The organism is Carboxylicivirga linearis, assembly GCF_018271995.1.
Lineage (GTDB): Bacteria > Bacteroidota > Bacteroidia > Bacteroidales > Marinilabiliaceae > Carboxylicivirga > Carboxylicivirga linearis.
This window is the reverse complement of the sequence record NZ_JAGUCO010000001.1, coordinates 451,218-472,555: the sequence shown is the minus strand read 5'-3', so window position 1 is coordinate 472,555 and position 21,338 is coordinate 451,218. Positions and strand designations below refer to the sequence as shown.

Below are 21,338 nucleotides of genomic sequence, written 5' to 3'. Positions count from 1 at the left end.
CGATAATTAAATTTGAATGGGCCCTTCGGGGCCTATTCTCTGCTAATTAACCAATATGATTTCACTCTTTTAGCAAAAGCACCTGAACACTCAGCAAAGATTTTACCCAACAAAGGCCACAACTCATCCGTTATATGCCTTCTTTCGTTAGTGATACTTTTAATTAAACTCTGTTTCTCTTCCTCACTTAATATTTGTTCAGGGGCTTCTTCTATAATTACAATAGTTTCAGCCAAATTGTGATCATTACCTAATAACTCAGAAGCTGCACTTAATGAGGAAGAATAAGTAATAAAGTAGTCAGGCCAAACAGCCTCCATCAATAACATTTGATTATAAAGGTATTTAACTTTTTTGCGCAACTGGTGCAAAGCTTCGTCATCTAAATTTAGCTGGGCAGCCTTCATTTTATCCAGGCATCTTTTATACGCATGTATAACACCATTATGAATAGTATGCGGACCAAGATTCGAAAGAGGATATTCCTTTATAACCTTTAATTGTTCTTTACACTGATTTATAATTGAATCCATTACAGAATTTTCAACGAGCTGCTTCATTTCTCGTTCTTTTTGTTCATTTAAATAGCCCACAAAGCGAATAAAGCTTTCCTCTGTAATTACCAATTCTTCAGCCTCAAAGCAAGTTGCTAAATACGAAATAATAACGTGCATGTCGCGAAGGCGTGACAACTTAGCAGCTGATTCTTTATATTTAGTATTTTCACTTAAGAACAACTCCTCTCCAATGTCGTACCTTATTAAGCGCAATAAAGCACGTAGCCTTTTGAACGATTTTCTAATTTCATGAACGGAAACATCCATACCCACCGGAATGCGAGCCTGTTGTTTAATATACATTAGCTGTTCACTTGCCACCCTTACAACACCTTCGCCCAACTCTTCTTCGTTATCTATTATAAATCTATATGTAGCCATACCTTCAGTTTTATACTTCAAACTACTAATTAATTTATTGAAATTCAACTACAATTTCGGTTCTACGCTAATTTTCCTAACTTTCAGGCATATTGTTCCTCTTTTATTTATAATAGTCCTAAGTACTTTATCATGAATAAACTGATAATATGCACTTTATTAATTATCTTTTCGCTACCTGCATCATTTGCTCAAACCATAAATAATAGCGGGAATAATATTCTTTTTGACGAAGTGAATCCTTTAGAGATATCGTTACAGACCAACTTTACGCAACTCTTAAGGAGCAAAAACGATAAAGAAGTCTATTTTAGTGGCGAATGCATCATACATTGGTCTGAAACTTTTAAAACTCAACAAATGTTGAGAATTAAAGCTCGCGGCTATCACCGAAGGTTAAGTTGTTATTTCCCTCCTTTGATGCTGAATTTTAAACCCGATTCATTACTAACAGCCGACGGATCATATGGTAAAATTAAACTGGTTACGCATTGCCAGAAGTCCAAGATATACAAAGACTACATTTTAAAAGAATATTTAATTTATAAGCTATATGAGATAATAAGTCCTTATAGCTTAAAAACCCGCTTGGTAGAAGTTGACTACATAGATAGTGGCAAAAGAGGCAAACATGCTAAAAGCATAGGTTTTTTGATTGAGCCCATAAAAGCCATGTGCCGAAGAATGAATTGCATTGAACTAGAAAGCAATTCATTTAATCTTAATGAGGTAAACGAATTAGAGGCTGATAGAGTAGCACTATTTATGTATATGGTTGGCAATACGGATTGGAGGATTAAAAGCGGTCATAACATTAAATTTATCAAACCTAATAATTTCAAAATACTGGAAGTTAACCCGGTACCATACGACTTTGATCATGCAGGTTTTATCAACACATCCTATGCAAGCCCATCAGAATGGTCAGTTGCTGAAACCGTAACAGAAAGAGACTTTTTAGGTAAATGTAGAATTAACAATCAAAATTATTACCAGATAATTACAGACTTTCTAGACAAAGAGGAGCTCATTTATCAAACCATATTAGAATTCGAATGGCTTGAACAAAAAAAGAAGAAGTCGCTTATAAAATATATCGATTCTTTTTATGCCGAATTAAGAAAAACGGATCGATTCGTAAAAACCTTAAACAACACATGCATGGAGGAATATTAAGCGATGGAAAACAAAACAATTAGTATTTTAGGATGTGGGTGGCTAGGATACCCCTTAGCCTTAAATCTGCAAAGCAGTGGATGGAAAGTTAAAGGTTCTTCAACATCAGAAAGTAAACAAAAAACCCTTTCGCAACACCAAATTGAACCGTATCAAATTAATTTAAACAATAGTATTGAAGATATCCCCAATTCTTTTTTCGATTCGGAATATTTGGTAATTAATATACCACCAAGCAAACTAGATGATGCGCTTAATCAATACAAAAAACTTGGTTCAATCATAAAAAGTAGCCCTATCCAGAAAGTACTTTTTATAAGTTCAACTTCTGCTTATGATTCAGACAATCGTAATGCAATTGAGGATGATACTGAGACCTTGCCGGATAATTATAATCAAACAATAAGTTTTGAGCGGATTTTTCAAGGTTTAAATAAGTCAGTTACCATTCTTCGTTTAGCTGGCTTAGTAGGACCAAGAAGACATCCGGGAAGGTTCTTCGCCACGGGTAAAAGCTTGTCAAATCCTAATATGCCTGTTAACCTTATTCACTTAAACGATTGCATTGGTATTATAAAACAAATACTTGAAAGAGATAGCTGGAATGAAATATACAATGGCTGTGCAGATACACATCCAAGCAAAAGAGAGTTTTACACAAAAGCCACTCTTAAACTTGGCTCTACCATTAATATTAACGAATCAGATGCGATTGTTGATGGAAAGAAAGTCAGCAATAAGAAGATTAAATCTTTCTTAAATTATCAATTTGAATACCCCGACTTATTGTCGATGTTGGATTACGACTGTTTTTAACTGAGTTCTAAAAAAAATACCGCCAAGAATATAACTCTTACCTTATAAAGAAGAAAAGGGCTGTATCTCGTTAGATACAGCCTCTTTCCCTTTCAATTATAGTAAAACAACGCAACGTCTAGTAATTGTATGAGCTTTGACCGTGCTCATGAATATCAAGTCCTTCACGCTCTTCTTGTTCAGAAACTCTAAGTCCCATAGTATATTTAAGACCGTTAAATAATATTAGTCCTAAACCAAAGGCCCAAGCTCCGATAGAAACAACTCCTAATGCTTGTACTCCAAGTAGTGAGAAACCACCACCATAAAATACTCCACCATCTTTTGCAAAGAAACCTACCATTAAGGTACCAACAGCACCAACAACACCGTGCACTGAAACAGCACCTACTGGATCATCAATTTTAAGTTTTTGGTCAATAAATTCAATTGAGAATACTACAACAAAACCAGCAATAGCTCCAATTGCAATAGCTCCTTCTGGCGAAACAGCATCACAACCTGCAGTAATACCAACTAATCCAGCCAAAGCACCGTTCAATGTCATTGACAAATCAGGCTTACCATAACGGAACCATGTAACAAACATTGTTACAGCAGCACCTGCAGCAGCGGCAAGGTTAGTAGTAATTACGATTAAGGCAACAGCATAAGCGTTATCTCCACTAATAGCTAACTGCGATCCAGGGTTAAATCCGAACCATCCTAACCAAAGAATGAATACACCTAATGCACCCAATACCATATTATGACCAGGGATTGCATTTGCTTTACCGTTGTATTTTCCAATACGAGGTCCGATAGTCCAAGCACCAGCTAAAGCAGCCCATCCACCAACAGAGTGTACCACTGTAGATCCAGCAAAGTCATGGAAGCCAAGCTCACTTAACCATCCACCACCCCAAACCCAGTGACCTGAGATAGGATAAATAATAGTTGTAATAATTAATGAGAATACTAAATAAGTACTAAATTTAGTTCTTTCAGCCATAGCTCCTGAAACGATTGTAGCTGCAGTAGCTGCAAATACTGTCTGAAAGAATAAATTGTGTAAATCATCAGGCTTATCATAGAAAAGATCAAAAGCTCCAAAAAATGCTCCTTCTCCACCATACATGATGCTATATCCAATAATGTAGAAAACCAATGAACCTATTGAAAAGTCCATAAAGTTCTTCATAATAATGTTACCAACGTTCTTAGCTCTGGTAAAACCTGCTTCTACCATTGCAAATCCAGCCTGCATAAAAAAGACCAAAATACCGGCTAGCAGGATCCATAATATATCTAATGCTCCGTTTGCGTCCATAATTTCTTAGTTTTAATGTGTTCTGTTTTGTGGTTTATTACTTTTCATAAAGGGTTTCAGGACCCGACTCTCCAGTTCTGATTCTATAGGTATCAGCAACATCAAATACGAAAACTCTACCGTCACCTATCTCACCAGTTTTAGCAGCTGAAATAATAGTTTGAACTGTTTTATCTGCATTCTCGTCCCTAACAATGATTGATAAAAGACGACGTTCGATAATACTAGTATCGTAAAGAGTACCTCTATATAAGTGTCCTTCGCGAGCCACTCCGGTTCCTCTTACATCCCAGTATGAGAAAAAAGTAATATCCTGTTCCTCTAAAGCAGCTTTAACTGCTTCAAAACGTGACAAACGGATAACTGCTTCAATTTTTTTCATGGCGTTATTTTTTATGGTTCATGTTTGTCTTAAAAAGGTAATAGAGCATCCTGGTGGCGTGTGATAAAGGTGTAGTTGATTGTGAACGTTAAATTTTGTTCGGATGCTCTATTACTTTCATAGATTTGGAATATATTTTTTTTTTACAGGCAACCAATCAATTATATACTAGTTGCCTTAATCTTTTTATGTATTAGAATGAATAAATAGCTGCTAGTAAGAATTGAGTAGCCGACTTGGTTGGTTCATTATCGCTATCATAAAACCATTCTTCACTTGCACTATCAAATCTTAATTCTGTTGAGAATGTAAGTGGACCAGCATAGTAGTTTAATGTAAAAGTGTTTGATAAAACATTAGAACCATCATAAGTCATATCACCTATTTCAGTATCCTTCAACATAAAGTACTCACCTCTGTAACCTAAAGCAACCTTATCTGAGAATGAATATTGTGGATATAAGGCGATACCTGAAAATCCACCTTTTTCATCACTACCATCATTAAGTTCATAAGTAGCAGTTGCTGCGTTAACTCCTAAATAAAATGCATCTGATAACTGGAAACCTGCTGTTAAATCAATTTCAGTAGATTTTCCAGGTGCACCCATATAAATGGCGTCATCATTATAACCATGGATAGCGTTTAAATAAATATCCATACCATCTGCTGGCGAATAATATACTTGAGCACCTATATCAGACACTCCATTAAAATCGGTATAAATGTTCCAGTCGTTAAATAATCCTACCATTAAACCAAAATTATCGGCTAGTGCAAAATCAGCTTTAATACCTGCATTTTGGAAAGGACCACTCGTAAACAAATAAGAGGTAGAATAGTTAAAATTAGCTGCTGGCGAAATTACTTCATATCCAACAAATGTTCCCATATAACCAGCTGTTAGTGAAACTACATCACTTAATGCATAGCTTACATACAAGTTTTGAATATTAAAGCTACCGTACTCACCTTGAACTAACGATTGTGCTTGTCCTCTCGGACCGAAAGAGATCTCACCAACAAAAGAAGCCTTACCTACGGTTTGTGATAGACCTAAATCAATCATACCAATTGATACCGAGTTTTGATCTGATGCAAAACTTGTTGGTATTTGTGATTCACCTGAGAAATCGTACTTAAAATAAGTATCTACCGAACCAGAAATCTCTAATCCTGGCTTTTCTTCTTCTTGAGCTGTTGCAAAAAAACCTAGTGCAAGCCCCAAAACAATAGTGCTAAAAATTTTTTTCATCGGAATGTGGTTAATTAAATAGTTAATATTTGCCTTATTAATTATTTGTTGATTGGGGGAGTTAAACGTTAAAATGTACTTTTTTAAAATTTTACCCTCACTTCTGAGGGGTGTGCACTGCAAATATATCTGAAAAAAAAATTCATATCCTAATTTTTCAGGGGTAAATTTTATTTTTTTTGCTTTTTTATTTTTTCCACCCCTAAAAAACAGGGGTTGACAACACATATTTAATGTCATATATTATTTAACCCCCTTTTAAAATAGGGATCGTTTCAAAAAAAAGTATTTTTTTGGCTAAAGAGCCAATAATTCAACGAGGTAAGAAAACATGCGAAAAGTCATAATTTTCAGCCGATCGCTTACAAATAGTTGGAGATTGATGTTGAAATTCGTACTTTTGCTTACGATTATTCACAAGGAAATGCTTGTCACTTTCTAAATGAAAGATGTTTTATAAGTATTACGACAGAGAGATTGAATTACCTTTCAGGGGATTAGTAGTTGAGTAACTCTCCATAATGATGATAGTATGATGCAGAAAAGATTTCCAAAACCTCAGGGTTTGTACAACCCGGCCAATGAACGTGACAATTGCGGAATTGGATTTGTTGCTAATATTAAAGGACAACAAACCAATGATATCGTTAAACGTGGTTTAGAGGTATTAACTAATATGACCCACCGTGGTGCAGAGAGCTCTGACAATAAATCAGGTGATGGTGCGGGTATATTAATGCAGGTTCCACACGACTTTTGTAAAACCTGTGGTTACAACCTTCCGGAAAGAGGTAAATACGGAACGGGGTTGATATTTTTACCAACCGACGAAAAAGAAGCTCACCATTGCCACCAAATACTTGACAAATTTATTCTTGCTGAAGGTCTCGAACTTATTGGTTACCGTGATGTACCGGTTGATAGCAGTGTAATTGGGGAAATTGCCCAAAGTACAGAACCTGTTATCCGTCAGATATTTGTTAAAGGAAACTACGAACAGGATTTATTGGAAAGAAAGCTTTATCTAACGCGTAAGCAGGCAGAAAACGCAATTTATCAGTCCGACTTAAAAGAAAAGGAAGCTTTCTATATACCAAGTTTATCATCAAAGATATTTATATATAAAGGGATGCTTACCCCCGAGCAGTTGGGACAGTATTATCTTGATTTAAAAGATCCAAATGTTAAGAGTGCTATTTCGTTAGTTCACTCACGCTTTAGTACTAATACATTCCCAACATGGGATTTAGCACAACCTTTCCGTATTATGGCCCATAATGGTGAGATAAACACCATTAAAGGTAACCGTTTATGGATGCAAGCTAGAGAAAGTTTATTAGAATCAGATTTATTTGGTGATGACCTGAAAAAAATATTCCCGGTAATAGAACCAAACAAGAGTGACTCTGCCTCTTTAGATAACGTTTTGGAGTTCCTTTTCTTAACAGGTCGTACTCTTCCTCATGCTCTTAGTATGATGATTCCGGAATCGTGGAACAGTAAAAACCCAATTCCTAAAAGTTTAAAGGCTTATTACGAGTATCACTCAACCATAATGGAACCATGGGATGGTCCTGCTTCTATTGTATTTTCTGATGGTAGATATATTGGAGGTACACTTGACCGTAATGGATTGCGCCCTTCACGATATGTCATCACTAAAGACGATATGATTGTGATGGGTTCTGAAGTAGGGGTACAAACTTTCCCTGCTGAAGACATTAAAGAAAAAGGTCGTTTAAGACCTGGTAAACTTTTATTAGTTGATACTCAATTAGGAATTATTATTCCTGATGAAGAAATAAAATTACAACTTTCAAAGCGTCACCCTTACGAGAACTGGTTGAAAGAAAACCGAATCAGATTGCGTGAGATTGAATCCAGCAATCCGGTAAAATCACAGCTAGGTGACAAATTTGACACTTATATTAAAGCATTTGGTTATAATAAGGAAGACTTTGAACATCTGATTGCACCAATGGCAACAACAGGAGGTGAACCTATTGGATCAATGGGTAATGACACTCCAATTGCAGCATTATCAGATAAGCCACAACGTCTTTTCTCTTATTTCCGACAGTTATTTGCTCAGGTTACCAACCCACCAATCGATCCAATTCGTGAAGGTTTGGTAATGGCCTTAACAAATTATATAGGCTCTGTTTCAAAAAATTTATTGAGCGAAGAACCATCACAATGCCGTTCAATTAAATTTGAGAGTCCGATCATGACTAATAATGATCTGGCTAAGATTAAGGATTTCCGTCGCGAAGAATTTACTCATGTTACCATTCCAATGGTATATAAGGTAAAAGATGGAAAAAAAGGTCTTGAAAAAGCAATTGATTCTATTTGTGCCGCTGCTGAAAAAGCAGTTGACGATGGCAACAACTATATTATTTTAAGTGATAAGGATATTGATGCCGACCATGCAGCTGTTCCTTCTTTACTTGCAGTTGCCACCACTCACCACCACTTAATTAAAACCAAAAAGCGTATGCAGGTTGGTTTAATAGTGGAAACAGGTGAAGCTAGAGAAGTAATGCATTTTGCATTGTTATTAGGATATGGAGCATCCGTAATTAACCCTTATGTATGTTTTGGTGTTCTGGATAACCTGACTTCTACTGGCAAAATCGATATTGATTTCCCGGAAGCGCGTAGAAATTATATCAAAGCCGTTGACAAAGGTTTGCTCAAGATATTCTCAAAAATGGGTATCAGTACGCTTAGAAGTTATCATGGAGCTCAGATATTTGAAGCATTGGGAATTTCTGAGGAAGTTATCAACAAATGTTTTGTTGGAACACCTTCGAAAATTGGAGGTATTGGATTTGAAGAAATTGCCAAAGAAAGCGCTCTAGATCATGCAAAAGCCTTTGCTCCAACTTTCAACAAAAATCCTTTTGACACAAAAGGAAGTTATGCGTATCGTAAGTACGGTGAAAAGCATGGATGGAACCCCGAAACAATTGGGTTATTACAGTGGGCTACATCGCAAAATGATTATTCGAAATACAAAGAATATAGTCAACGCGTAGCAGAGGACAATCAAACACCTTTGTTTTTGCGAGGATTGATGAGACTTAAAAAAGGGAAATCAATCGACATTAGCGAGGTTGAACCGGTAGAAGCTATCATGAAGCGCTTTGTAACCGGAGCAATGTCTTATGGTTCGATTTCACGCGAAGCTCATGAAGCAATGGCTAGAGCTATGAATACTGTAGGAGGACGAAGCAACACCGGAGAAGGTGGTGAGGACGCCCAACGTTTCAAAAGCGATGCACGTAGTTCCATCAAACAAATTGCCAGTGGACGATTTGGTGTAACCAACAACTACCTGGTTAATGCTGATGAACTTCAGATAAAAATTGCTCAGGGAGCTAAACCTGGTGAAGGTGGCCAGCTACCAGGATTTAAAGTGGATAAAATTATTGCACGCCTGCGTAATTCAACACCTGGTATTACCTTAATTTCACCTCCTCCTCATCACGATATTTATTCAATTGAGGATTTGGCACAGCTAATTTACGATCTTAAAAACACCAATCCTGCTGCCCGTATCAGTGTTAAGCTGGTATCGGAAGATGGAGTTGGAACCGTTGCTGCAGGTGTTGCTAAAGCACATGCCGACTTAATTGTAATTAGCGGTACAGAAGGTGGAACAGGGGCAAGCCCAACAAGTTCGATTAAACATGCTGGTTTACCAGTTGAGATTGGATTGTCCGAAGCTCAGCAAACTTTAGTAATGAATAACCTTAGAGGTAGGGTTAAAATTCAAACCGACGGTCAGCTAAAAACTGGTTTAGACGTAGTGAAGATGGCTATGCTGGGAGCTGAAGAATACGGTTTTGCTACTTCTGCTCTGGTAACCTTAGGCTGTATAATGATGCGTAAGTGTCACTTAAATACATGTCCTGCGGGTATTGCTACACAAGATGAAGCATTAAGAAAACGCTTTATTGGTAAATACAAGTACGTTGTTAACTTCTTTAACTTTATTGCACAGGAAGTTCGTGAAATATTAGCTGAATTAGGCTATAAATCATTAGATGATATCATTGGACGAACTGATTTACTAGAGCAAGACAAAGAAGTAAGTAACTGGAAATCTAAAGGTGTTGATTTAAGTAAAGTATTGTATTTCCCTGAAGAAGGAAAAACATATCCACTTAGAAATACTACCACTCAGGATCATAAGATTGATGAAGTACTTGACCGTAGTTTAATTAAATTAGCTCAACCGGCTTTATTGAATCAACAAAAAGTATGGATTGCTAATGATATTAACAACATCGATCGTACTGTAGGTGCAATGCTTTCTGGTGAGGTTTCTAAAAAATATGGTGAAGAAGGATTACCCAAAAATACTATTAACTGTACCTTCAAAGGATCTGCCGGACAAAGTTTTGGTGCATTCTTAACCAAAGGAGTAAGTTTTAAACTTGAAGGTGATGCCAATGATTACATGGGTAAAGGTTTGTCGGGAGGTAAAATCATTGTAGTTCCTCCGCACGGTACAAGCTTTAAACCTGAAGAGAATATCATTATTGGTAACACTGTACTATATGGTGCTACCCAAGGATTTGTTTATGTAAGAGGTGTAGCCGGCGAACGCTTTGCTGTTCGTAACTCAGGTGCTTATGCTGTTGTTGAAGGAGTAGGAGATCACTGTTGCGAATACATGACTGGCGGACGAGTTGCTGTTTTGGGTAAAACAGGACGTAATTTTGCTGCAGGTATGAGTGGAGGTATAGCCTACGTGCTTGATGAAGAAGGTAACTTTGACTATTACTGTAATAAAGGATTGGTAGATCTGACACCCGTCGAAGATCATGCTGACATTAAAGAATTACAGTTTATGCTTAACAAACATTTGCTACATACTAATAGTGAAAAAGCTCAGGATATATTAGTGAACTGGACTCAGTACTTACCTAAATTCATTAAGGTTATTCCGTTTGAATACAAAAAAGTACTTCAGGAACAAAAAATTAAAGAGCTTGAACAAAAGTTGCGTGAAACAGAAGACGCTCCATTTATTAGAGAATAGTATTTAAAGAATAATTAAGAGCAAACCGGGAATTGAGAACGAGTGAGGTTCAATGGAACCCATCCCGGTTTTTCTTTTAAAAAGAGAGATTATGGCAGATCCTAGAGGTTTCATAAATATACCACGAAAAGAAGGGGGAAATCGCCCCATTAGTGAGCGTGTTGACGACTATGGCGAAGTTGAGCAAACGCTTAATCAAGAAGATCGCGTCCTTCAGGCATCACGTTGTATGGATTGCGGTATTCCATTTTGTCACTGGGCTTGTCCGGTAGGAAGTAAAATTCCGGAATGGCAAGACGCAGTTTATAAGGGAGAATGGAAATTAGCCAGCGAAATCCTTCATTCAACTAACAGTTTTCCGGAATTCACTGGTCGTATTTGTCCAAACCCATGTGAAAAATCATGTGTTTTGGCTATTCATAAAGAAGCAGTCACCATCCGCGAAAACGAAGCTTCAATTGTTGAGAAAGCTTTTAAGGAAGGATATGTTCAACCTAATATCCCTGCAAAAAGAACAGGTAAGAAAGTAGCTGTTGTTGGATCAGGACCAGCAGGTATGTCAGCTGCTGATTTATTGAATCAGGCAGGACACACTGTTACCTTATTTGAAAAAGACGATGCCATTGGAGGTTTATTACGATATGGTATCCCAGACTTTAAGTTAAACAAAAAAGTTATCGACCGTCGTCTGGCTATTTTTGAGAAGGAAGGTATTATTTTCAAAACAAGTACAGCTGTTGGCCAGGATATAACTGGTGAAGAACTACTAAAAGATTTTGATGCTGTTGTTTTAACAATTGGCGCCATGAAACCACGAGATTTACCTGTGGAAGGTCGTGAATTGAGCGGGGTTCATTTTGCAATGGACTTTTTGAAACAACAGAATAAGGTTAACCGAGGTGAGCAATTTACAAATGGAGAAAGACTTATTGCCACTGGTAAAAATGTGTTGGTGATTGGAGGTGGTGATACTGGTAGCGACTGTATTGGTACTTCTATTCGCCAAAAAGCCAAATCGGTTACACAAATTGAAATATTACCCAAGCCTCCTAAAGAGCGTGCAGATGGAAACCCTTGGCCATACTGGCCAACCGTGTTAAAAACATCTACCTCACATGAAGAAGGTTGTGAAAGACGCTGGAGCCTGAACACCAAACGTTTTATTGGTGAAGAAGGTAAGCTAAAACAAGTGGAATTGGTTGAAGTTGAGTGGACCAAAGATGAAAATGGCCAATGGAAAATGAATGAAAAGCCGGAAACCGCTGAAGTTATAGATGTGGAATTGGTTCTTCTTTCAATGGGTTTTGTTAGTCCAGTTCACGAAGGTATTGTAAACGAATTCGGACTTGATTTAGATGGCCGTGGCAATATCAAAATTGATGGCAACTATCAAACCAGTAAAGATAAAGTATTTGCTGCGGGTGATGCTTCCAACGGAGCCAGCCTGGTAGTTACAGCTATTGCTAAAGGTCGTGAAGCGGCAGAGAAAGTACATGAATTTTTAAGCTAAGTCAATCGTTGCTTCTTTGAAGCAATGAATAAATCTCTAAGAATTATCGATTAGGGTTGTTACTGAAAAGCCGGGTTTTCTGAAAAGATTACCCGGCCTTTTTATTATCTCACTTTATTTATTAAACATCCAACAAGCTGGTTTTAAACTCTGGCACAATCCTTTTCTTACTAGCCACTTCATATGCATGCGACAATTGTATTAGCCTACTTTCGGTCCATGCTTTTCCAAAAAATGAAACTCCTATTGGCAATCCTTTAATATCACCGGCGGGAACAGTAACGCTCGGATAACCCGAAATTGCAGCCAATTGTGAACTTCCTCCTCCAAAGTTATCGCCGTTAACAAAGTCTATCACCCATGCTGCACCATTAGTTGGCGCCATTAAAGCATCTAATTTATTACTATCAATCAGCTTATCTATTCCTTTATTTTGCGATAGCTCACGACACTTCTTTATTGCATCCATATATTTTTCATCATCAAGGCCATTTGTTTGATCCGACATCTCCATAATTTCCTGCTCGAACCATGGCATTTCAGCTTTTGAATTCTTTTTATTAAAAGCAATCAAATCGCTCAGTGATTTATAAGGCAGTTCTGGATGAGCAGCCAAATATTTATTAACCCCGTCCTTAAATTCACATAACAATACAGTCCACTCGTATTGTCCCAGGCTATTTAGTTCATCACCCATATCAACCTCAACTACATCAGCTCCTTTATCTTTAAGTGTAGAAACTACCTCATCCATAATTGCCGATACACGCTTATCAAACCCTGCCAAACTTTTTAAGTATCCAATTCTTGATCCCTGAAGGGCATATTCATCAAAATTGAGGTAGATACCAAAATTATCGGGTTGTTTCTGTGTTGCTGCATCATCATTATCTTTAGCAACTAAGGCACGTAACAACAACGCTGCATCTTTTACACTTTTACCCATAGGTCCGGCAGTATCCTGACTTTCAGAAATGGGAATTATTCCACTTCGAGACCATGTACCAACAGTAGGTTTAATCCCTACAATACCATTAATACCAGATGGACATACTATAGAACCATCCGTTTCTGTACCTATTGCTATTGGGGCAAAGTTAGCTGATACTGCAACAGCAGATCCGGAAGAAGATCCACAAGGAGTACGATCTAACACATACGGGTTACGAGTTTGACCTCCTCTGCCGCTCCATCCGCTGCTTGAATTGGTAGATCTGAAGTTAGCCCACTCACTCAGGTTAGTCTTCCCTAATAAAACCATCCCTGCTTCACGTAACTTCTCTATAATAAATGCATCCTTTGAAGCGCTATGGTCGATAAATGCCAATGATCCGGCAGAGGTTATCATCTTATCACCTGTATTTATATTATCTTTTATCAAAACGGGTATTCCGTGTAATGGCCCTCTCACTTTTCCTTCTTGTCGCTCCTTATCCAAAACTTCGGCAATAGCAACAGCATCCGGATTAATCTCAACCACGGCATTCGTTTTTAAATGGTCAATGGTTTTAATTCTATTTATATACAAATTAGTAATCTGCTTTGAAGTGAATTCTCCCTTTTGCATCTTAACCTGAAGCTCCTGCACACTAATCTCATCAAGTTCGAAACTACTCTGCAAATCTCCATCTATTGGCTCTGATACTTTTTTCCCACCAGGCTTACACGCATTTACACCTAATGCAACTCCTGCCAATAACGAGTTAAGAATAAAATGTCTTCTTTTCATAGTATATGATTGGATATTAAATTTGTATTTTGGCTTATAGTTTAGACACCTTTGGCCCTCACATAAATATGTAGATAAAATTAATTAAAACTTACAACAATTACATAGTTAGCTTCTGAACTACACAACCATAAACAACCTATTGATCAAACTTTTTAATGTCTGGCATACGTGTTTTCGACCTCTCCTTTGTCATATTATCAGAGTGAGAAAAAACCTTAAAATTCAAATCTTGAAAATAATACCCAAAATAAAAACTATCCTTTTCATAGCTACCATTTTACTTTCAGCATGTAGCAAAGAAGAAGATAACGATCAGTTCAGTACCTTAGGCGCTCCTAAGGATAAGCAAAACATTATACAAGCAGGAATTTCCCTTGCATCAGAAACAAATGGTCTGGCGCAAACAGATTTTGCAAACCTATGTTTAAACCTTGCTGGTTATATGCAAGTTGATGTGAGTAACCATCAGAATCTGGTTCACTCAATTGCTGAAATAGGCACAAAAATGGTTGATAAAACCTTCATTCAAACACAATTTGAAGAACTGTTAACATTGACCACCAATAGCTGCAATGATATAGGAGTCATTTGGAATGAGGGTTATGGAATATGGGAATGGGACCTTAAGTTAAATGATTTTATACAAACATCGGCTGATGGTGAAGATATCACCTTTCTATTTCCTTCTGACAGTAATCATACAGATAATAATGTCACTTTAAGACTGTATGATTTTACCAGCTACAATGGTAATTTTTCTGGTAAAGGTGACGTATTAGAAGATGGTACTATATTAAATGAGATTTTAAAAAGTCTGTACCTTGATATAAAAGTGGAAGATAAGCTAATCGCATCAAGCAATATTATAATGGACTTTTCCGACTCTGGTAATATTGAAAATATTAACCTCACATTCAATCCTATTCCTTACTCCTTCCAAATTGAAATGTCAGCGTTTAATGGTAATGCTTCGTGGCGATATACCTTGCTTAACGATATTAATTTGGTTTTTGAGCAATATATTGCTGGAATCTATGAAGGTGACTTTGAAAACAAACCCGTTATTAACGACATATACTCATCAACTCAAATTGGTGATATAAAAATAATAGCAGAAGTAAACAGCGCCGATTTACTAAATGACATCTCAGTTATTGAAACCAAAAAGCTTGCAAGTAAAGAATTAGCCAACCAAACAGCTAATGTTGTAAACGACAATTCTATTCTCAGCATTCGCTATGCAAATAACACAATAATTGCCAATGGAAATGCAGTTGCCCGTTTACTTGAGGAAGAGACCGGTGAGTGGATAGTTGATATAGCATTCCAATTTAGTGATGAATCGACAGAATACATCACCGATTTAATTAAATACACCTATTTATTTGAAGACAATCTGGATTTGATATTGAAAAAAACCGAAAACAGACTCCAATAGACTCTTGATGCCGTAGTTTATATAACTTGAAAATGCAAAGAGGCAAGCCATTATGTTTGCCTCTTCTGTTGTGTTTAAGCCTCCATTAACTCTCCACTTTCCTTAAAGTCATCCTTTTTTTTAGACCATAATAAATAAAGAACACCACCTCTTGCAATTAAGAAAATGAAAATGGCAAACAAAGGATTGATAAGTGCCATTTTTAATCCGCCTGCTAATAAGCTGGGAGTTAATTCGCCGTGTGCCGAAACATTATCGAATGCCATAATTAATCCAAAAGTTCTGCCTAAAAATCCCCATGCAAGAACAAACCATCCCAATGATTTTATTAAAGCAATTGATTTTCCGTTGGAGGATTTTGAGATTGCTGCCTTAACGATCATCACTACAATAACAATCATTAATAGTAAAAGCGGATAGGTAAAAAAAGGACCGCCATCGTTTAATTTGCCAATAAATCCAGTCATAAGAATTAAGTTTAAATGAATACTGATTCAAATGTAATTGGCTTTTCAACACCAAAAATTTATTAGCGATAAGCATCAGTTTCATTCTGCTATTTAACACAAAACCAATCGTTATTGGATTTACATTTCTAATTCAGGTAAAAACGACTCTTAATTTGGTATTTGGTCGATAAAAGCCAATTAAAAGTACAAAAAACCTTAATATTGTATGAATGAGAAATTCCCTAAACATATCATTCAAAACTATTGCACTGCATTTTATCTTTTGGATTGGTGTTTGGTTTTTCTATTACTATTTTTTTAGCTACAACTCTGAAGACAAAGTCTACATCACCTGGTTTTCGAGCTGTTTACTACCGTTAACTATGGGAGTTACCTATTTTATGGAACGATACTTAATTCCTCGGTTCCTGTTGACCAAGAAATACCAATTATTTGCACTGTACTCTTTCTACACATTTGTTGTTTCATCGTATCTGATTGTTTTGGCATTGTATGGTTGCCTGATTTTTCTTCTTCAGTTTAATGTTTCAGTAATGCCTCCTATGAGTAAGAACTTCTTGTTTATACTTATGTTGGTGTATTTAATTGTGGGCATAATTAGTTTTATTCACATTCTCAACAACAACTTTAAGACCGATGCCCGAAACAAAGAATTGGAGAATAAAATTTTAGCCACTCAACTTCAGCTTAGAGAACAGGAATTACAATATCTAAAACAACAAATTCATCCTCATTTCTTATTCAACACCCTTAATACTATATATGGATTAGCTATTAAAAAATCGGAGCACACTCCTGAAGTTATCCTCCGTCTATCTAACCTTCTGGATTATATTTTATACCAGGTTCACCAGCCAAAAGTGTCATTAAAAGAAGAGATAGCCCATATAGAAGAATACATTGAATTAGAGCGCATACGATTTAAAGATCATTTAAAAGTGAACTTTACAAGCTCTGTAAATGGAGAAAACATAAAAACAGCTCCCATGTTATTAATTCCGTTTATCGAAAATGCATTTAAACATGGCGAAATGATTGATGGTTTTCTATCCATTGATGTGAATATTGAAGTGAAAGAATCGAGACTAAGCTTTAGCATTGCAAACACTATAAGAGAAATAAACAAAAACACTAAACAAGGAATAGGTATTGAAAACATAAAGAAACGACTTGATTTACATTACCAGAACAACTACGAATTAACCATTCTGTCTCAACCACAATGGTATAAAGTTGAACTAATAATAAAAGATCTTAATCAGTTTACTCATGAGTAAAAAAATAAACTGTCTGATAGTAGATGACGAAACAACAGCTCGCGATATACTTGAAAGTCATTTAAGTAAGATTGACCAAATGAACATTGTTGCATCTTGCAAAAATGCCCTGGAAGCATTTCAACAAATCACCAATCAATCTATAGATCTTATATTTCTGGACATTAATATGCCCGAGATTTCGGGGCTTGACTTTGCCAAGGCCATCAACCACAACAGCAAAGTAATTTTTACAACTGCCTATCGAGAATATGCCCTGGATGGTTTCGACCTGAAAGCAGTGGATTATTTATTAAAACCCATTGCTTTTGAGAGACTGTTACAGTCGGTACAAAAATATCTGGATGAAACACCTAAAATTGAAAAAGCATCCATAGAAGACATTCAAACAGATACAAATGATTTTATCTTCGTCCGCTCTGATAGAAAAATGGTAAAGGTGAATTTTGATGACATTTTGTTTATTGAGAGCATCAGCGATTACATTAAAATTCACCTGACTGACCAGACTATCATAACCCGAGAAACCATCAGCAACATTGAAGTAAAATTACCATCGAAGAATTTTATTCGCACTCACCGTTCGTTTATAGTTGCCATTAATCAAATTAGCTCGTTCACTCATGAAACGATAGATATTAACAAACATCAGATACCTATAAGCCGGAGCTTTAAAAACGAAGTGATTGAACGATTAGAATCTCTTTAAGCAACCAACTACATAACAACTAGTTTCTGTTTGGCGATTATTTTATTATCACTGAATAAACTAACAAAATAAATTCCAGCAGCAGAAATTCCTTCCATAACAAAAGGAAAACTATCAGGCAGATAGCTACTCACCAAATCCCCCTTAATGTTAACCACTTCTAATTTCATATCTTTCTGACTACTTCCTTCTGATGCATAATCAACATTAACTATACTATTACACGATACTGGATTTGGAAAAACCTTATAATCAACTACCTCTATATTATTTACCATAGTAGAATTATCGTCTTGCAAAGCAGCTATTTCATCGGCTGTAAGAGCAATATCATATACATACACATCGTCAATAGTTCCTTTAAAATCAACATTATCATTAGCCACTCCAGTATCCCACCATTGAGTGCGACCAATATAGTTTCTATCATCAGAACTAATATGGGTTAACTCATAAGGTTCATGGCTAATCGAAGTACTATTAGCAACTAAAACACCATTCAAATAAATTTTGGTTGATTTTGTTTTAGCATCAAAGGTCATAGCTACTTTAGCCTCCGAACCAATTGTCAATGCTTGAGAAGCATTTATTAAAGTAGTTGAGTTTCCATTATATTTATATCCGGCAGCAAATCCACTGGCTCTTAAAAAATAACTATTCGTACTGGCTGATCCAAAATCGAAAATTCGTGGCAAATTATTTAAAGCATCGGGAGTTAAGGTAACTAAAAAAGAGAAGCTCCGGATATCCTTTAATATTCCCTCAGGAGCTACTGCATAACCATTTGTTGAAAACCCATAAGACGTATTAGATGTCAGATCAAGAGCTCCATTGATTTGAGCCCGGCCATAAACAACTGCATCTAAACCATTACCTGATTGATCTTTTACAAAGCGAGTAGAATTTTGTGTGTATTGATCTTCACTCTCAAAGGTATAGTTCAAGAGTAAATTATTATCAATATCACGAGGACTTACCTCAATATCAAATTGCTTACTTGTACCATTAATAGTTGCTGTTAAAGTTACAGAAGTAGAACTTGTTGGTAGATTTACAATACCGGAATTAGCAATTACAGAAGTATTACTTGATGTCCAACTAATGCTGTTACCCGAATTTGTTGAAGTTGACAAAACAATATCAGTATAAACATTGGCAGGTACAGATAAATCGTCTAACTCTATATCAGTTAACATACTTCCATCGAGCATATACGATAAGCTTGTTTGGGTAAGCTCTCTCACTTCTTCCTGATTTAAAGCTCTGTTATAAATATTGCAATCTTCTATCCAACCATTAAATCCTCCCAAACTAACTTCACTTAAGGCTAATCCCTCAACTTCAACAACCTGATCAATCAAGCCGTTTCTAAAAATAGTAAGAACATTATCAGAATAAGTTAAGGTAATGTTGAAATATTCCAATTTTGTTGGAGTATACCACTGACCACCCGTTCCTCTATTGGTTGTTTGCCAAACATCGGATGTACCCAACAGATTTGAACTGTTATATGTTTGCCCATCTATCAGAAGGTAAGGTTTTGTACTTATATCATCTAAACCATACTCAAGGGTTCCAATTGATAATATCTTTCCTTTATATGATTCGGAATACAGATAAGGCGATAAAGAAACAGAGAAAGATGAAGTTGATTCAACCGATAAGGTAGCTTGTGTATCTTCAGTAACTACCAGAACACCATCCTTAGTTGTTGCTGTACCTGATACGGCACCATCAAAAGATTCGCTAAGTACCAATCCATTTGCTAAATCAACAGCTCCTGTATACAACTCGTAATCACTATTGATACCTGTTGGATACCCCTGAGGGCGCGATGAACTCACAATCCAATCGTAATAATTACCATGCATCCAGGTAAGTTTTAATGGGCTATCACCAGCGTTGGTAACTACATAGGGGCGAATATTATTCAGGTTTGAATTGCTTGTAATCTGCTCTGAAGAACTAACTTCACCATCCGAATCAAGTGTGTATTTAACTAACTCATACGTATCTCCGGATGTTCCACTCACAGGCTGCGAACAATATACAATATTAGGAGCACTATCATCAATAGCCATACCACCGCTATAACAAAGTTCTAAACCTGGGGTTTGATGGAAGTGCCCTCCTCCATTGGCTAGAAAGGTTTTTCTCCATTCACTACCGGTCCATTTGGCATAGTAATAATCATGTGACGATTTATCGTAGCTAATCTGCACCATTCCAATAACCGGATTTCCATCCGTATCAGATGTTGTTTGCCAAACCCAGTCTCTTTTATTCGATGGACTGTCGACAACTGCGTTGGGATAGCTTGTAGGAAAAGAAGTTTGATTAACACCCAATGCACCATTAGCAATAGTACTCATTGTATTTCCTGCAATATCTTTAAGTTGTTTAGTATTTACATCTACATAACTATAAAATACATAGTTGGGATATTCATTATCAGGATGACCTAAAGTAAAAGTCAGATTTATTTTATCCTTACCGTTAGAATCGTACTTACAATATGGGCGGGCGGCAGTAGACTGAACCATTTGATAAGGTCCCCAATCAAATGTTGCTTGATCGTTTTCATCAGGCATGGTTAAACGTCCGATAGTAGGATGCCAATTAATACCTCGCCAGCACAGATAGATATGATCCGGATCGTCGCTTAAAATAAATGGTGACGGATAGGTTGTATTGTATTGTGTGTTCAATCTTACCTCGTCGCCTAATGAAGTAATATCTCCGGGCTTGGTTGAAATACGATAATAGAAACAGGCCTCATCTGTATGACGAGAGTAAAAAATCATCACCCGCTCATCAGGCAAAATCAAAAATGATGGATTGTCATGATCATCGGGTTGAAAATAAGAGCGAATCAACACTTCGTTGGTAACACCTGTAAGAAAGTTGTGTTGTGTGGCTTTAATGTTTCCGTGTACATCAATATACCCAATGTATGTGCTATTGATGGTTCCTTCTTCATTTTCGTAATGCAAGGCTCTTGGATCGGCAAACCAACACCAGGCCCCTTCGTCAGTTACTACATTTCCTTCGTTAACTTGTGCCTGAATTATTTTAGGAAACAAAATTAAAGAAACGGCCAATACAACTATACTTTTAACAAACTTATGCCCCAAGGTTTTCATATGGATTTGATTCTGTTTTACTATTATTTGTGGATTCATTACTGATGATTATTTTTCTATGTCAGATTAAGTTTATCTATCAACTTCAAAATTACAATTCATTACCTCTCTGTCCTTGTCAGAATTTCAA

14 protein-coding genes are annotated in these 21,338 nt (G+C 36.5%); 7 read left to right on the top strand and 7 right to left on the bottom strand.

From position 1 onward, the window contains the following. Positions 1–32 precede the first annotated feature (32 nt). A complete protein-coding gene (locus tag KEM10_RS02030; RefSeq protein WP_212212802.1) occupies positions 33–938 on the bottom strand; it encodes a CHAD domain-containing protein in 906 nt (301 codons plus the stop codon). A gap of 132 nt (positions 939–1,070) precedes the next feature. Between KEM10_RS02030 and KEM10_RS02025 the strand changes: the two genes are divergently transcribed. Continuing rightward, on the top strand, positions 1,071–2,114 hold the full coding sequence (locus KEM10_RS02025) for a hypothetical protein (RefSeq protein ID WP_212212799.1): 1,044 nt from the start codon (positions 1,071–1,073) through the stop codon (positions 2,112–2,114). 3 nt (positions 2,115–2,117) lie between these two features. After that, positions 2,118–2,930: an NAD(P)-binding domain-containing protein gene (locus tag KEM10_RS02020; RefSeq protein ID WP_212212796.1), complete on the top strand. Its 813-nt coding sequence runs from the start codon at positions 2,118–2,120 to the stop codon at positions 2,928–2,930. Between the two features lie 118 nt (positions 2,931–3,048). On the opposite strand, the gene KEM10_RS02015 is transcribed toward KEM10_RS02020, so the two are convergent. The 3 genes from KEM10_RS02015 to KEM10_RS02005 form a co-directional block, all read right to left on the bottom strand. After that, positions 3,049–4,239 carry an ammonium transporter gene (locus KEM10_RS02015; RefSeq protein ID WP_212212794.1) on the bottom strand — a complete coding sequence of 397 codons (1,191 nt, stop codon included), beginning with the start codon at positions 4,237–4,239 and terminating at the stop codon, positions 3,049–3,051. Between the two features lie 37 nt (positions 4,240–4,276). After that, a complete protein-coding gene (locus tag KEM10_RS02010; RefSeq protein WP_212212791.1) occupies positions 4,277–4,621 on the bottom strand; it encodes a P-II family nitrogen regulator in 345 nt (114 codons plus the stop codon). Between the two features lie 193 nt (positions 4,622–4,814). Then, positions 4,815–5,876 (bottom strand): outer membrane beta-barrel protein, encoded by a 1,062-nt coding sequence (locus KEM10_RS02005; RefSeq protein ID WP_212212790.1) that lies wholly within the window; start codon positions 5,874–5,876, stop codon positions 4,815–4,817. Positions 5,877–6,408: 532 nt separating this feature from the next. Between KEM10_RS02005 and gltB the strand changes: the two genes are divergently transcribed. Further along, the gene (gene gltB / locus KEM10_RS02000; RefSeq protein ID WP_244825477.1) at positions 6,409–10,929 is read left to right on the top strand and encodes a glutamate synthase large subunit; all 4,521 of its coding nucleotides are present in this window, start codon (positions 6,409–6,411) and stop codon (positions 10,927–10,929) included. A 91-nt stretch (positions 10,930–11,020) separates the two neighbouring features. After that, entirely contained in the window at positions 11,021–12,439 is a 1,419-nt protein-coding gene (locus tag KEM10_RS01995) for a glutamate synthase subunit beta (RefSeq protein WP_212212788.1), read from the top strand. 121 nt (positions 12,440–12,560) lie between these two features. Here the strand turns inward: KEM10_RS01995 and KEM10_RS01990 are convergent, their stop codons facing one another. Further along, positions 12,561–14,168 carry an amidase gene (locus KEM10_RS01990; protein WP_212212786.1) on the bottom strand — a complete coding sequence of 536 codons (1,608 nt, stop codon included), beginning with the start codon at positions 14,166–14,168 and terminating at the stop codon, positions 12,561–12,563. 232 nt (positions 14,169–14,400) lie between these two features. Here KEM10_RS01990 and KEM10_RS01985 point away from each other — a divergent pair, with 232 nt between their 5' ends. After that, entirely contained in the window at positions 14,401–15,609 is a 1,209-nt protein-coding gene (locus tag KEM10_RS01985; protein ID WP_212212784.1) for a hypothetical protein, read from the top strand. Positions 15,610–15,683: 74 nt separating this feature from the next. On the opposite strand, the gene KEM10_RS01980 is transcribed toward KEM10_RS01985, so the two are convergent. Then, positions 15,684–16,076, bottom strand: a complete 393-nt coding sequence (locus tag KEM10_RS01980) for a MotA/TolQ/ExbB proton channel family protein (protein WP_212212780.1) — start codon at positions 16,074–16,076, stop codon at positions 15,684–15,686. Between the two features lie 212 nt (positions 16,077–16,288). On the opposite strand from KEM10_RS01980, the gene KEM10_RS01975 reads away from it, so the two are divergent. Together KEM10_RS01975 and KEM10_RS01970 are read left to right on the top strand one after the other, a co-directional pair. Next, on the top strand, positions 16,289–17,356 hold the full coding sequence (locus KEM10_RS01975) for a sensor histidine kinase (protein WP_212212778.1): 1,068 nt from the start codon (positions 16,289–16,291) through the stop codon (positions 17,354–17,356). Then, the gene (locus tag KEM10_RS01970; RefSeq protein WP_212212776.1) at positions 17,349–18,065 is read left to right on the top strand and encodes a LytR/AlgR family response regulator transcription factor; all 717 of its coding nucleotides are present in this window, start codon (positions 17,349–17,351) and stop codon (positions 18,063–18,065) included. Before KEM10_RS01975 ends, KEM10_RS01970 begins: the two co-directional genes overlap by 8 nt. Positions 18,066–18,073: 8 nt before the next feature. On the opposite strand, the gene KEM10_RS01965 is transcribed toward KEM10_RS01970, so the two are convergent. Next, on the bottom strand, positions 18,074–21,208 hold the full coding sequence (locus tag KEM10_RS01965) for a BNR-4 repeat-containing protein (RefSeq protein ID WP_212212774.1): 3,135 nt from the start codon (positions 21,206–21,208) through the stop codon (positions 18,074–18,076). Positions 21,209–21,338 lie beyond the last annotated feature (130 nt).

What these genes read in the sequence shown, in the direction of transcription:
- KEM10_RS02020 (WP_212212796.1), top strand. Translation starts at nt 2,118, where the DNA reads ATGGAAAACAAAACAATTAGTATTTTAGGATGTGGGTGGCTAGGATAC.
- KEM10_RS01970 (WP_212212776.1), top strand. Translation starts at nt 17,349, where the DNA reads ATGAGTAAAAAAATAAACTGTCTGATAGTAGATGACGAAACAACAGCT.
- KEM10_RS01980 (WP_212212780.1), bottom strand. Translation starts at nt 16,076, where the DNA reads ATGACTGGATTTATTGGCAAATTAAACGATGGCGGTCCTTTTTTTACC.
- KEM10_RS02015 (WP_212212794.1), bottom strand. Translation starts at nt 4,239, where the DNA reads ATGGACGCAAACGGAGCATTAGATATATTATGGATCCTGCTAGCCGGT.
- KEM10_RS01990 (WP_212212786.1), bottom strand. Translation starts at nt 14,168, where the DNA reads ATGAAAAGAAGACATTTTATTCTTAACTCGTTATTGGCAGGAGTTGCA.
- KEM10_RS02025 (WP_212212799.1), top strand. Translation starts at nt 1,071, where the DNA reads ATGAATAAACTGATAATATGCACTTTATTAATTATCTTTTCGCTACCT.
- KEM10_RS01965 (WP_212212774.1), bottom strand. Translation starts at nt 21,208, where the DNA reads ATGAAAACCTTGGGGCATAAGTTTGTTAAAAGTATAGTTGTATTGGCC.
- KEM10_RS02005 (WP_212212790.1), bottom strand. Translation starts at nt 5,876, where the DNA reads ATGAAAAAAATTTTTAGCACTATTGTTTTGGGGCTTGCACTAGGTTTT.
- gltB (WP_244825477.1), top strand. Translation starts at nt 6,409, where the DNA reads ATGATGCAGAAAAGATTTCCAAAACCTCAGGGTTTGTACAACCCGGCC.
- KEM10_RS01995 (WP_212212788.1), top strand. Translation starts at nt 11,021, where the DNA reads ATGGCAGATCCTAGAGGTTTCATAAATATACCACGAAAAGAAGGGGGA.
- KEM10_RS02030 (WP_212212802.1), bottom strand. Translation starts at nt 938, where the DNA reads ATGGCTACATATAGATTTATAATAGATAACGAAGAAGAGTTGGGCGAA.
- KEM10_RS01975 (WP_212212778.1), top strand. Translation starts at nt 16,289, where the DNA reads ATGAGAAATTCCCTAAACATATCATTCAAAACTATTGCACTGCATTTT.
- KEM10_RS02010 (WP_212212791.1), bottom strand. Translation starts at nt 4,621, where the DNA reads ATGAAAAAAATTGAAGCAGTTATCCGTTTGTCACGTTTTGAAGCAGTT.